The sequence below is a fragment of the Streptomyces sp. NPDC056160 genome (assembly GCF_042268205.1).
In the GTDB taxonomy this organism is placed as follows: domain Bacteria; phylum Actinomycetota; class Actinomycetes; order Streptomycetales; family Streptomycetaceae; genus Streptomyces.
Map to the genome: position 1 here is coordinate 1 of NZ_JBHJUW010000087.1, position 12,198 is coordinate 12,198.

At 75.0% G+C, this 12,198-nt stretch carries 10 protein-coding genes; 4 read left to right on the plus strand and 6 right to left on the minus strand.

Annotated features, from left to right (window positions below):
* Window positions 1-195: 195 nt before the first annotated feature.
* Window positions 196-1,107 (minus strand): GntR family transcriptional regulator, encoded by a 912-nt coding sequence (locus tag ACFC02_RS27530; protein WP_376362628.1) that lies wholly within the window; start codon window positions 1,105-1,107, stop codon window positions 196-198.
* A 166-nt stretch (window positions 1,108-1,273) separates the two neighbouring features.
* Between ACFC02_RS27530 and ACFC02_RS27535 the strand changes: the two genes are divergently transcribed.
* Both ACFC02_RS27535 and ACFC02_RS27540 read left to right on the plus strand, forming a co-directional pair.
* Entirely contained in the window at window positions 1,274-2,107 is an 834-nt protein-coding gene (locus tag ACFC02_RS27535) for a (2Fe-2S)-binding protein (protein ID WP_376362631.1), read from the plus strand.
* Between the two features lie 325 nt (window positions 2,108-2,432).
* Window positions 2,433-3,470 carry a DUF2637 domain-containing protein gene (locus ACFC02_RS27540; protein WP_360964221.1) on the plus strand — a complete coding sequence of 346 codons (1,038 nt, stop codon included), beginning with the start codon at window positions 2,433-2,435 and terminating at the stop codon, window positions 3,468-3,470.
* 68 nt (window positions 3,471-3,538) lie between these two features.
* Here the strand turns inward: ACFC02_RS27540 and ACFC02_RS27545 are convergent, their stop codons facing one another.
* From ACFC02_RS27545 to ACFC02_RS27555, 3 genes are all read right to left on the minus strand, one after another.
* Window positions 3,539-3,994, minus strand: a complete 456-nt coding sequence (locus ACFC02_RS27545) for an ATP-binding protein (RefSeq protein ID WP_376362634.1) — start codon at window positions 3,992-3,994, stop codon at window positions 3,539-3,541.
* A 579-nt stretch (window positions 3,995-4,573) separates the two neighbouring features.
* Window positions 4,574-6,316: a pyruvate dehydrogenase gene (locus tag ACFC02_RS27550; protein WP_376362637.1), complete on the minus strand. Its 1,743-nt coding sequence runs from the start codon at window positions 6,314-6,316 to the stop codon at window positions 4,574-4,576.
* 136 nt (window positions 6,317-6,452) lie between these two features.
* Window positions 6,453-8,153 carry a protein phosphatase 2C domain-containing protein gene (locus ACFC02_RS27555; RefSeq protein WP_376362640.1) on the minus strand — a complete coding sequence of 567 codons (1,701 nt, stop codon included), beginning with the start codon at window positions 8,151-8,153 and terminating at the stop codon, window positions 6,453-6,455.
* 458 nt (window positions 8,154-8,611) lie between these two features.
* Between ACFC02_RS27555 and ACFC02_RS27560 the strand changes: the two genes are divergently transcribed.
* Together ACFC02_RS27560 and ACFC02_RS27565 are read left to right on the plus strand one after the other, a co-directional pair.
* Window positions 8,612-9,604, plus strand: coding sequence for a helix-turn-helix domain-containing protein (locus tag ACFC02_RS27560; protein WP_376362643.1), 993 nt, complete (start codon window positions 8,612-8,614; stop codon window positions 9,602-9,604).
* Between the two features lie 65 nt (window positions 9,605-9,669).
* Window positions 9,670-10,041: a PPOX class F420-dependent oxidoreductase gene (locus tag ACFC02_RS27565; RefSeq protein WP_376362645.1), complete on the plus strand. Its 372-nt coding sequence runs from the start codon at window positions 9,670-9,672 to the stop codon at window positions 10,039-10,041.
* A 60-nt stretch (window positions 10,042-10,101) separates the two neighbouring features.
* On the opposite strand, the gene ACFC02_RS27570 is transcribed toward ACFC02_RS27565, so the two are convergent.
* Together ACFC02_RS27570 and ACFC02_RS27575 are read right to left on the minus strand one after the other, a co-directional pair.
* Entirely contained in the window at window positions 10,102-10,656 is a 555-nt protein-coding gene (locus ACFC02_RS27570; protein ID WP_376362680.1) for a methylated-DNA--[protein]-cysteine S-methyltransferase, read from the minus strand.
* A gap of 83 nt (window positions 10,657-10,739) precedes the next feature.
* Window positions 10,740-12,137, minus strand: a complete 1,398-nt coding sequence (locus tag ACFC02_RS27575) for a DNA-3-methyladenine glycosylase 2 family protein (protein ID WP_376362682.1) — start codon at window positions 12,135-12,137, stop codon at window positions 10,740-10,742.
* Window positions 12,138-12,198 lie beyond the last annotated feature (61 nt).

The window sequence follows — 12,198 nt, forward strand, 5'->3', positions numbered from 1 at the left end:
GCGACGAGCCGCGGGCGGCAGCTGGCGGGGTGGGGCGCCGCGCGGGCGGCGGCGTGGGCCGCGCTCCGCGCGCGATCGCGGGCGGTCGGTCCGCCGGGGTGAGGTGGGGGGCGGTCAGTCCGCCTTGGTGAAGTGGGCGGTCGGTCCGCCGGGGTGAAGTGGGCGGTCAGTCCGCCGGGGTGAAGTGGGGGGCGGTCAGTCCGCCGGGGTGAAGTGGGCGGTCAGGAGGGTGCGTACCGTCTCCGTGTCGCGGGCGACCAGGGCGTCGAGGAGGGCCGCGTGCTGGGCCGCGTCGGCGATCAGGGCGGCGCGCGCGGGCCGGCCCAGGACGCCGACCAGTGGCCACTGGGCCCGCCGGTGCAGGTCCTCCGCGATCCGCAGGAGCTGTTCGTTGCCGGAGAGCGCCAGCATCGCGCCGTGGAAGGCGCGGTCGGACTCGGCGTAGGCGGCCCGGCACCCCGAGGACGCGGCCCGGACGGTGGCCTCGGCGAGCGGGCGCAGTCCGGCCCACCGTTCGGCGGGCACGGTGCGGGCCAGCCGCAGCAGCACCGGGACCTCGATCAGGGCCCGCACCTCGGCGAGTTCGGCCAGTTCACGGGCGCCGCGTTCGACGACCCGGAAGCCGCGGTTGGGCACGACCTCGACCGCGCCCTCCAGCGTGAGCTGCTGCATGGCCTCGCGCACGGGGGTCGCCGAGACCCCGAACCGTTCGCCGAGCGCGGGCGCGGAGTAGATCTCCCCGGGCCGCAGCTCGCCCGTGACCAGCGCCGTACGCAGGGCGTCGAGTACCTGGCCGCGTACGGAGGAGCGCCGCAGCGGGGGGCCCGGGTGGTGCGGGGCGGGGTGTTCGCCGTGCGTGTGCTCGCCGCGGGTGGCGCCGTCCCCGTGGTCACCGGGCGGGGTGTCCAGTCCCGGCCGCCGGGGCTGCGAGCCCCGTTCCGGGCCTGGCTGTGCGGGCCGCCCCGGCCGTGCCCCGGCTTCCCGTCGCAGGTCGGCGGCGTGCGGCTGCCGGGGAACGTGAACGGCGCCGTCACCCGGCCGGGACCACGGCGTCCCGGCCCCGGCGCCCCCCTCGGCCGCGGCGGGGTCCTGCGCGCCCTGCTTCACGGTTGTCCTCCGGGCTTGGGGGTGCTTGGGGTCATTACGACGGGTTGCTGTTCGTCCGTCAAGCACCTTAGGCGCAACTGGCCACGGGTTCACATTCCGTCGAAGTCGAGTAAGGTAAGCCTTACCTGAAAACGCACCTCTTTCGAACGCGGATCGGCGGTCCGGCATGCCCCTGCTCGCTTCGGCCGTGGCGGACGCCTACGCCCGCCTCACCAAGGCTTTCCCCGGCCTCTCGGTGACGGAGCCCGGCCCCGCGGAGCAGGCTCCGCGGGGCGGCGCCTGGCTGCGGGCCGCCGACCTGGCCGAGGGCGGCCCCGGCCTCGACGCGTTCCTGGCCTGGGACGAGGCACAGGTCCTGCGCGACTACGGGACGCGGGCCCGCCCCGACGTGGTCGCGAGCTTCGGACTGCACCGCTACGCCTGGCCGGCCTGCCTGCTCTTCACGGTTCCGTGGTTCCTGCACCGCAGGGTCCCGCGCCTGCCCGCGACGCACGTCTGGTACGACCGCGCCGCCGGCCGCATGGCGGTGCGCCCCGTCTCCTTCGCCTGTCTGCCGGAGGACCCGGCGGCCACACTGCCCGGCGCCCGCGTGGTGCGCGACGAGGAGGCGCTGCGGGCCGAGGTGCGGGCGGCCGTCGCCGAGCACCTGGACCCGGTCCTCGCCGGCTTCGGCCCGCGCATGCGGCGGCGCGGGCGGGCCCTGTGGGGCATGGCGACCGACGAGGTCGTCGAGGGCCTGTGGTACGTCGCCCACCTGCTCGGCGAGCAGGAGCGGGCGCGGCACGAGCTGGAGCTGCTGCTGCCCGGCGCCACCCGCCCCTATGTCGGCTCGGCGGCCTTCCGCGAGCTGACCGGCCCGGACGGCGAGGCGCTGCCCACCCGCGACCGGGCGAGCTGCTGCATGTTCTACACGGTCCGCCCGCAGGACACCTGCGCCACCTGCCCGCGCACCTGCGACGCCGACCGGATCGCCAAACTGACGGCCCCGGCCGCCGCCTGAGGCCCCGTCACCCCGGCACGCGGTCCGGCGGACCGCCGTACGTCCCGTAAGATCGTCCACGAACGGGACACCCGCACGGGTGCGACGGTCACGGGAGGTTCACAACTCCCTCACCCGTCGCGGGAACTTTCCGCGGAACCATCCGCACGGGTAGTCTTATTCGAACTCAACTCCCGCCCCTCATGCGGCAGTTCGAGCAGAACGCCGTCCTCGGGCATCCCCTTGCACCTCCTTGGCGGCCTCTTGCCCCGAAACCCCCTGAGGGCCGGTGGGATTGGGCCACTATGGCGGGCGTCACGCCCTATCCCCATGCAAGGGACCCCAGATGAGACTGACCGACATATCGCTGAACTGGCTGCTTCCGGGCGCCGTACTGCTCCTGGGCGTGCTGGCGGCGGTGGCGGTGCTCGCGCGCGGCAAGCGGTCCACCAAAGGGAACGCGAGCAACGACGACTCGTGGGAGCGCAGCGAGGAGCGCCGCAGGCGCAAGGAGGCCGTCTACGGCACCGCCTCCTACATTCTCCTGTTCTGCTGCGCGGCGGTCGCCGCGGCGCTCTCCTTCCACGGCCTGGTCGGCTTCGGCGAGCAGAACCTCGGCCTGAGCGAAGGCTGGCAGTACCTGGTGCCGTTCGGCCTGGACGGCGCGGCGATGTTCTGCTCCGTGCTCGCGGTGCGCGAGGCCAGCCACGGTGACGCGGCACTCGGCTCCCGGCTGCTCGTGTGGATGTTCGCCGCCGCCGCGGCCTGGTTCAACTGGGTGCACGCGCCCAGGGGCGTCGCCCACGCGGGCGCGCCCCAGTTCTTCGCCGGCATGTCGCTGTCGGCGGCGGTCCTCTTCGACCGCGCCCTGAAGCAGACCCGGCGCGCCGCCCTGCGCGAACAGGGCCTGGTCCCGCGCCCGCTGCCGCAGATCCGCATCGTGCGCTGGCTGCGGGCCCCCCGGGAGACGTACCGCGCCTGGTCGCTGATGCTCCTGGAGAACGTGCGCAGCCTGGACGAGGCCGTCGAGGAGGTGCGCGAGGACTCGCGGCAGAAGGAGGAGACCCGGCGCCTGCGGCGCGAGCACGAGCGCGTGGAGCGCGCGCAGCTCAAGGCGATCAGCCGGGGCCACCGCGGCTTCGGCGGCCGGGGCGGCCGGCAGGGCGAGGCACAGGCCCTGGAGCGCGGCTCCTCCCAGGTCTCCGCGGAGCCTGCCATATCGGCGGAGCCGCTGCCGGTACGCGCCCGTCCCTCGCTCCAGCCCGTCCGCAAGGGCGCTGACGCCCTCACGGTCGACCTGACCGCGGAGGACGACACACAGGCCCTGCCGCGCCTGGACTCGCTGGAACGCAAACTCAAGGATCTCGAACAGCAGTTCGGCTAAGACGTCGCGAGACCCCGAGAGCAGAGGGGAGAGGGGCGAAGGAGGCCCTTCTCCCCTCTGCTTCGCCCTCATGCCGCCTGACGCGCGCCCAGTTCGAACCAGACGGACTTGCCGACGTCGTGCGGGCACACGCCCCAGTCGTCCGCGAGGGACTCCACCAGGACCAGTCCCCTGCCGCCCGTGTCCTCGGCGGCGACCGGCACCCGTGGCCGCGGCCCGCGGGTCACGAAGTCCCGTACCTCCACCCGCAGTCCGCGCGGCGAGACCGTGGCCGTCAGGATCGCGTCGTCGTCCGTGTGGACGAGTGCGTTGGTCACCAGTTCGCTCGTGAGCAGTTCGGCGACGTCCGAGGTGTCCGGCCGCCCCCAGCGGTCCAGCAGCTCGCGCAGGGCCCGGCGCGCCTCGGGCACCGCCCGCAGGTCCGCCCGGCCCAGCCGGCGCCTCAGCTGGGACGCCTGCGGCACTCCCGCCGCGCCGTCGGCCTCTTCCTCCGCCGTCCTCACCGAGGAGGCCCCTGCCGTCACGGGACCGCCCCCTCGCGCCTGACTCGTCATCTCCCCCGCCCGCGTGCCGATGTCGGTTCCCCTCCAGCTCGAACACGTTCACGGGAAACCATGCCCCCGCGGGATCCACACCAGTCATGTCGAATCATCAACGACCGATTGTTCGGCCATCTCCGCAGCCCGTCACGGCGGCCGTGACCGGGGTGCCGCGCATGCTTGGGGGGAGCCTGCCCTGTCGTCTCCGGCCCGGCTTCGCCGGATGCCGGGGGATGCCGGGGAGCACTGCCGTGGCTGCCGGGGCGCTGGGCACCCGGGCGCCCGCCTGCCCGTCTCCTCTCCGCCGGTTGCGCCCGGGGTGTCAGTCCCCCGGCGCCCCGCCTCCGCTCCGGCGGCATCCGTGCGTGGCGGGGCGCCGGCCGCCGCGCGAACTTGGCCGGAGCACGACGCTTTCCGCGCCCCGACGGCGGACGCGGAAGGGGAGCGACGGACGGCGGGCAGCGGGCAGCGGGCAGCGGGCGGCGCAGGACGCGTACCCCCCGCCGTCACGCGGACGCGGACGCGAAGGAGTGGCGATCGCGGTCTCAGGGTGCGGCAGCGGTCTCAGGGGCGCGGCACGTTGCGCAGGTTGGAGCGGGCCATCTGCACCATCCGCCCCACCCCGCCGTCCAGCACGATCTTGGACGCCGACAGGGCGAAGCCCGACACCATCTCGGCGCTGATCTTCGGGGGGATGGACAGGGCGTTGGGGTCGGTGACGACGTCCACGAGCGCCGGCCCCTTGTGGCTGAAGGCATCCTTCAGGGCACCCGCGAGGTCCTTGGGCTTCTCCACCCGGACGCCGTGGGCTCCGCAGGCGCGGGCGACGGCGGCGAAGTCCGGGTTCTTGTTCGTGGTGCCGTACGAGGGCAGGCCCGCGACCAGCATCTCCAGCTCCACCATGCCCAGCGAGGAGTTGTCGAACAGGACGACCTTCACCGGCAGGTCGTACTGGACCAGGGTGAGGAAGTCCCCCATCAGCATGGAGAAGCCGCCGTCCCCGGACAGGGAGACCACCTGCCGGTTGCGGTCGGTGAACTGGGCGCCGATGGCCATCGGCAGCGCGTTCGCCATCGAGCCGTGCGAGAAGGAGCCGATGATCCGGCGCCGGCCGTTGGGCGAGATGTAGCGGGCGCCCCAGACGTTGCACATGCCGGTGTCGATGGTGAACACCGCGTCCTCGGCGGCGACTTCGTCGAGTACGGCCGCGACGTACTCGGGGTGGATCGGGATGTGCTTGTCGACCTTGCGCGTGTACGCCTTGACGACCCCTTCCAGGGCGTCCGCGTGCTTCTTCAGCATCCGGTCGAGGAAGCGGCGGTTCTTCTTCTCCCGCACGCGCGGGATCAGGCAGCGCAGGGTCTCCTTCACGTCGCCCCACACGGCGAGGTCCAGCTTGGACCGGCGGCCCAGCACCTCGGGACGCACGTCGACCTGGGCGATCTTCACGTCGTCGGGCAGGAACGCGTTGTACGGGAAGTCCGTGCCGAGCAGGATCAGCAGGTCGCACTCGTGGGTGGCCTCGTAGGCGGCTCCGTAGCCGAGCAGCCCGCTCATCCCGACGTCGTACGGGTTGTCGTACTGGATGAACTCCTTGCCGCGCAGGGCGTGGCCGACCGGTGACTTGATCTTCCCTGCGAACTCCATCACCTCGGCGTGCGCGCCCGCCGTGCCGCTGCCGCAGAACAGGGTGACCTTGCCGGCTTCGTCGATCATGCGGGCCAGCCGGTCGATCTCCGCGTCGCCTGGCCGGACGGTGGGCCGGGAGGTGACGATGGCGGTCTCGGCGGCCTTCTCGGGGGCGGGCTCGGCCGCGATGTCGCCGGGCAGCGTGACGACGCTGACCCCGCTGCGGCCGACCGCGTGCTGGATGGCCGTGTCCAGCAGCCGGGGCATCTGCTTCGGGCTGGAGATCAGCTCGCTGTAGTGGCTGCACTCCTGGAACAGCCGGTCCGGGTGCGTCTCCTGGAAGTAGCCGAGCCCGATCTCGCCGGCGGGGATGTGCGAGGCGAGAGCGAGGACCGGGGCCATGGAGCGGTGGGCGTCGTACAGGCCGTTGATGAGGTGCAGGTTGCCCGGGCCGCAGGAGCCGGCGCAGGCCGCCAGCTTCCCGGTGATCTGCGCCTCGGCGCCGGCGGCGAACGCGGCCGTCTCCTCGTGGCGCACGTGGATCCAGTCGATGGCGGCGTTGCGGCGGACGGCGTCGACGACCGGGTTGAGGCTGTCCCCGACGACGCCGTACAGGCGTCTGACACCGGCGCGGACGAGGATGTCGACGAACTGCTCTGCGACGTTCTGCTTGGCCATGCTCCCGGCACCCTTCGGTCTCCGGACGGCGGCTGCTGAGCGCTGCGGCTGCCCTGCGGCTGGTGGGGCTCCCGCCGGTGCCTGCTGCCGTCGCCCGGTGCGGACTCCTGGGTCCATGAATTCACAGCCCGGCCGCTCACGCCTCCCACACGGCCGCGGCCGTACGGTCGTCCGCGTAGCCCTTGACCCGGACCTGGGCGTCCGCCAGGAACGCGGCGAGACCGGGCGGTGCCGGGTCCGACCACCGGCGGGCGAGGTGCGCGCCCAGTTCCTCCTCGCCGCGCAGGGGCTCGGCGAGGCCCGCCGTGCACATCAGGAGGGTGTCACCCGGCCGGGTCAGGCAGGCCCGGAAGCGGAACGGCTCGGGGGGCGGTCCGGACACCGGACCCGCGCCCGGGTCCACGGCGTACGCGGCGGGCGGGGCCGGGAGGCCGAGGTCCAGGGTGAGCCGGTCGCCCTCCGGCGTCTCGGCCGGACCGGACAGAGGGGACGGGTGGGAGGAGTGGGAGGACTGGGAGACCGTCCGCGGGTCTGCTGCCGGGCCGTCGGCCGCCCGGGGTTCGATGTCCTGCCAGGTGCCCTCCCGCAGCCGGAAGAGTCCGCCCGCGCCGACACCGAAGAAGACGCGCGTGCGGCACGCGGGGTCGGCGGGCAGGAGCAGGCAGCGCAGCGTCGCCGCGTACTCCTCGGGCGGGACGCCCAGTTCGGCGGCGCCTGCGCGGAGCCTGCCGAGACTGCGGTCGGTGAGGCGGTGCAGGCCCGACTTCAGGTCGCCGCGCCGGGCCGCCCTGATGTCCTCGGCCAGCCGGACGTGGCTGCGGCCCACCGCCCGCGCGATCCACCGGCACACCTCGGCCGCCGCGCGGTGGGCGTCCGGTCTCGCCCGGGCGCCGGTGGCCATCGCCACCAGGACCAGCGCCTGTTCGCCCGCGCCGAACCGCGCGGTGAGCAACGCGTCCCGCCGCGGCTCGCCCCGGTAGCGCGGCGAGTCCCCCCGCACGGAGACGGCCCGCAGGGTGCAGGCCCCGTACCTGGCCCCGTCCAGCACCGTGTCCGGCACCAGCTCGTCGAGCCCGTCGGGGTCGGCGGCCGGGAGCGCGGTGGGCTCAGCGTCGTAGGTGGGCGGCCCGGAGCCCACGTGGGTGACGAGGAGGGGCGGTGCGTATCCGCCCGGCGCGCTGCCGGCCGGCGCCGGGGGCTCGGGGTGGGGCCGGGGACGGCGCTCGGCTTCGAGATCCGGGGCGAAGGCCGGGTCGGAGTCCGGGGCAGCGGCGGGTTCGGGTCCGCGGGGGCCCGGCGGGAAGGTCGTCGGGCCGGCCGGGACGGCCGCTGGGGGCTCCCAGGGGGCTCGCTGCCACCCTTCGGCTGCGGTGTTCGGGGGCCGGCCGGCGGGCCGGTCGACCGGTCCCTCGGCGGGTGGGCCAGGAAGCCCGTCGGCAGGTCGGCCAGGAAGTCCGTCGCCGGGGCGGTCGGCCGGTCCGTCGCCGGGTCGGCCGGCAGGCCGCCCCGCAGGTCCGGGGGCCGCTCCCGGCGGCCGCGGGGACGGCCCGGGTGTTGCGCCGGACTCCGGAGCGGGGCCCGGTCGGGGTCCCGGTCCGGTTTCCGGCCCAGGACTTGGTGGGGGTCCGGGATCGGGATCGGGATCGGGATCGGGCGGGTGCTCGTCCCCGGGGCCGGTCCGTGAAGGGCTCCTGCCCAGCGTGCCGGCCGCCGAGGCGAAGCGTTCGTCCAGGGAATCGGCCGCCGCCGCGGGACCGGTGTCCTCGGTGGAGTCGTCGTACAACTGCCGCCACCAGTCGTCCTCATGACCGGTGGGCCTTCCCCCCAGCTGGCTCATGCCACCGATTGTCCACCGTGGGGGCGGGATGAAAACGGGGCATCCGGAAAATCCCACGCGTTCCCGCGCCGGGAACGGCCCGCCGGACGACACCTCGAATACCCGTGCGGAACCATGCCGCCGGGCGGTCCCACCCCCCACGGGAGAACCGCCCGGCGACGTCTGAGGGACCCGGGTCCGGGTCGGTCGGGGCGGCTCCGGTGCCTTCGGCACCTCCGCCACCGCGTGCGCGCAGCCCCCGCGCGCCGTACGCCGTACACGCCGTTCGCGTCGGCACGGGCCGCCCCGCCCGCCGCCCGGTGGCCGGGCCGTCCGTCGGCGCTCCGTGGTGCCACCTTGTCAGGATGACCAGGGGTACGGCGATGATGTCGGGCGGCGGGTTTGCGCCGTGGCTGTTTTCCGCCACCACCGGCCCGCCGTGGTCGGTGACGTGCGCTGAAGGGGAGGAACGGCAGCTGATGCTGGCAGCGATAGGGCTGGACGAGAGACACGAGTCGGCGTATCGGGCCCTGGTGTCCGTGGGGGCGGCCGACGTGCCCGATCTCGCGCGGCGGCTGATGCTCGGCGAGCACGACACCGAGCGCGCCCTGCGCCGCCTGGAGCGGCACGGGCTCGCGGCCCAGTCCTCGGCCAGGCCGGGCCGCTGGGTCGCCGCGCCGCCGGGCGTGGCGCTCGGCGCGCTGCTCACCCAGCAACGGCACGAGCTGGAGAAGGCGGAGCTGGCCGCCGCGCTGCTCGCCGAGGAGTACCGGGCGGCGGCGGCCGAGCCGGCGGTGCACGATCTGATCGAGGTGGTCACCGGGGCCCCGGCGGTCGCGCAGCGTTTCGTGCAGTTGCAGCTGGGTGCCGTCGACGAGGTGTGCGCGCTGGTCACGGACACTCCGATGGTCGTCTCCGGGATGGAGAACGAGGCCGAGGAACAGGCCGCGGGCCGCGGGGTGCGCTACCGGGTGGTGGTCGAGCGCGCGGTGCTGGACATGCCGAACGGCATCACGGAGCTGTCCGCCGCGCTCGGCCGCGACGAACAGGTGCGCGTGGTCGACGAGGTGCCGACCAAACTCGTGATCGCGGACCGGACGCTGGCCATGGTGCCGCTCACCTCCAGGATGGCGGAGCCCGCCGCGCTCGTCGTGCACTCCAGCGGCCTGCTGGAGCTGCTGTCGGGCCTGTTCGAGTCGGTGTGGCGGGGTGCGCTGCCCCTGCGCCTGGGCGCGTCCGGCGTCACCGAGCAGGACCCGGCGGGACCGGACACCACCGACCTGGAGGTGCTGTCCCTGCTGCTGGCCGGCCTGACGGACGCGAGCGTCGCCAAACAGCTCGACCTGGGCCTGCGGACCGTGCAGCGCCGGGTGAAGCGGCTGATGGAGCTGACCGGCGTGACCACCCGGCTGCAACTGGGCTGGCACGCCTACGAACGCGGCTGGGTGGCCCGGGAACGGCCCGGCGGCTGAGCCCGGCGCCGGGGACGCCCCGATGCGGCTGCCGCGCCGGCCGCACGGGGTGATTGGGTGCTGCCATGACCGAATTCACGGAGGCGGAACGCGCCTATCTGAGGACGCAGCGGCTGGGCCGGCTGGCCACCGTCGATCCGCAGGGGCAGCCGCAGGCCAACCCCGTCGGCTTCTTCCCGCAGGACGACGGCACCATCCTGGTCGGCGGCGCGGCGATGGGCCGTACGAAGAAGTGGCGCAACCTGCGGCAGAACCCGAAGGTCGCCCTGGTGGTCGACGACATCGTGAGCGTCAGCCCCTGGCGGGTCCGGGGCGTCGACATCCGGGGAGAGGCCGAACTCCTCACCGGCCCGCACGCGTTGGGGCCGCGGTTCAGCGAGGAGGTGATCCGCATCCGGCCGCGGCGGATCCACAGCTGGGGCCTGGAGGACGGCTGACCGGCGGAGGGTGGGCCGGACGCGGGCGCGGGCACGGAGGCGGGGGCGGGGCGGGGCGGCCTACGGCAGCGGCACGCCCTCCAGGGCGAGCAACCGCACCTTGCGCTCCAGGCCGCCCGCGTAGCCGGTGAGCGAGCCGTCCGCGCCGATCACCCGGTGGCAGGGGCGCAGCACCAGGAGGGGGTTGGCGCCGATGGCGCCGCCGACGGCCCGCACGGCGGCGCGGGAGGCCCCGATCCGGGCGGCGATCTCGCCGTACGTGGTGGTCGTGCCGTACGGAACGGTGTCCAGGGCGGTCCACACCCGTTCCCTGAACGCGGTGCCGTGGGCGCGCAACGGCAGGGCGAACTCCTTGAGTTCACCGGCGAAGTACGCCCGCAACTGCTCCTCGGCCGCGCGGAACGGCCCCGGGTCGTGCCGCCACCCCTCCCCCACCGTGCGGCCGCCCTTCTGGCGGGGCACGGACAGGGAGGTGAGGACGCCGTCCGCGTCGGCGGTGAGGAGCAGCGATCCGAGGGGGCTCTCGCACCGCGTCCAGTACGTCGCCTCCACGGCCGCTTCGGCCGTCGTCGCGGTGGTCGTGCCGGTTGTCGGGCCGGTGCTCCTGTCGGTCATCACGTCGCTGGTGATGGCGGTGGTCGTGTCGGTGGTCGTGTCGGTGGTCGTGTCGGTGGTCGTGTCGGTGGTCGTGTCGGTGGTCATCGGATCTCCAACTCCTTCGCCGCACGCAGGTGGTGCAGGGCGTACGAGCGCCAGGGGCGCCAGCTGTCGGGGGCGGCCGCGCAGGGCGGGGCCACGTCGGGGTCGCCGAGGGCGCGGGTGCGGATGGCGGCGACCGCGGCGGCGTCGAGGCCGGGCAGGGCGAGCAGCGCCCGGTGCGCCTCGTCGCGGTCGGCGCCCGGGTCGAGCCGGACGGTGCCGTCGGCGAGGGCGGCGGCCAGCGCGCCCAGGGGTCCCTCGGGTTCCGCCCCGGCGACGACGGCCGGTTCGGGGAACAGGTGGGTCAGGGTGCCGCAGGGTGCGTCCAGGGCCTTGCCGTAGCGCCGTACCAGCTCCCCGGCCGCTGCCGGCTCCAGCAGCGCCCGCAGCGCGGCCTCCTCCGGGTCCGCGGCCCCCGGCGAGCGCAGCCCCGGCCGGGCGGCGACCAGCGGGGCCAGCCCCGGATCGGCGCCGAGCCGGTCGTCGACGGCGTACGGATCCGCGTCGAGGTCGAACAGCCGCCGCAGCCGCTGCACGGCCGTCGTCAGGTCGCGGGGGTCGGTCAGGTGCAGCCGGGCCTCCAGCCAGCCGCCCGGGTGGGCGCCGGACGCGGTGCGCGGGGCGCCGGGGCGCTCGTCGACGGCGACGATCCCGGTGCCGTAGGGCAGCCGCAGGGTGCGCCGGTAGGTCCGTGCGCCGGCCGCGCCGCTCACCTCCTCGACACCCGGCACGGCCTCGCGCTGGAGCAGGTCGAAGACCGGCCCGGCCTGGTACGGCCCCCGGTGGGCCAGCCGCAGCGGTATCCCGGCGGTCGGCACGGCGGCCCGGCGGTGCCTGGTCCGGGGGGCGGCGGCCCGCAGCTCGCTCGGGGTCGCCGCGTAGACCTCGCGGATCGTGTCGTTGAACTGCCGCACGCTGGCGAACCCGGCCGCGAAGGCGATCTGCGTCACGGGCAGGCCGGTGGTCTGGAGCAGGACGCGCGCGGTGTGCGCGCGCTGCGCCCGGGCGAGGGCGACCGGCCCGGCGCCCACCTCGGCGGTGAGCTGCCGCTGCACCTGCCGCGCGCTGTAGCCGAGCCGTACGGCGAGACCGCCGACGCCCTCCCGGTCGATCACGCCGTCGCCGATCAGCCGCATGGCCCGGCCGACGACGTCCGCCCGTACGTTCCACGCGGCCGAGCCGGGCACCGCGTCCGGCCGGCACCGCCGGCAGGCCCGGAAGCCCGCGCCCTGGGCGGCGGCGGCCGTGGCGAAGTACCGCACGTTGCGCTGTCTCGGGGTCATGGCCGGGCAGCTGGGACGGCAGTAGATCCCGGTCGTGGCGACCGCGAAGAAGAACTCGCCGTCGAACCGGCCGTCCCGGCTGCGCACCGCCTCGTACCTGCTGTCCTCGTCCATCACGCTGTCCGTCACGCTGTCCAGTGTCCGCCCCCGGCCCGGATCGGCGCTGGCGGAAATC

Excerpts from the sequence above, each read along its gene's own strand:
- ACFC02_RS27535 (WP_376362631.1), top strand. The coding sequence starts at position 1,274 with ATGCCCCTGCTCGCTTCGGCCGTGGCGGACGCCTACGCCCGCCTCACC.
- ACFC02_RS27575 (WP_376362682.1), bottom strand. The coding sequence starts at position 12,137 with ATGGACGAGGACAGCAGGTACGAGGCGGTGCGCAGCCGGGACGGCCGG.
- ACFC02_RS27565 (WP_376362645.1), top strand. The coding sequence starts at position 9,670 with ATGACCGAATTCACGGAGGCGGAACGCGCCTATCTGAGGACGCAGCGG.
- ACFC02_RS27570 (WP_376362680.1), bottom strand. The coding sequence starts at position 10,656 with ATGACCGACAGGAGCACCGGCCCGACAACCGGCACGACCACCGCGACG.
- ACFC02_RS27560 (WP_376362643.1), top strand. The coding sequence starts at position 8,612 with ATGCTGGCAGCGATAGGGCTGGACGAGAGACACGAGTCGGCGTATCGG.
- ACFC02_RS27550 (WP_376362637.1), bottom strand. The coding sequence starts at position 6,316 with ATGGCCAAGCAGAACGTCGCAGAGCAGTTCGTCGACATCCTCGTCCGC.
- ACFC02_RS27540 (WP_360964221.1), top strand. The coding sequence starts at position 2,433 with ATGAGACTGACCGACATATCGCTGAACTGGCTGCTTCCGGGCGCCGTA.
- ACFC02_RS27555 (WP_376362640.1), bottom strand. The coding sequence starts at position 8,153 with ATGAGCCAGCTGGGGGGAAGGCCCACCGGTCATGAGGACGACTGGTGG.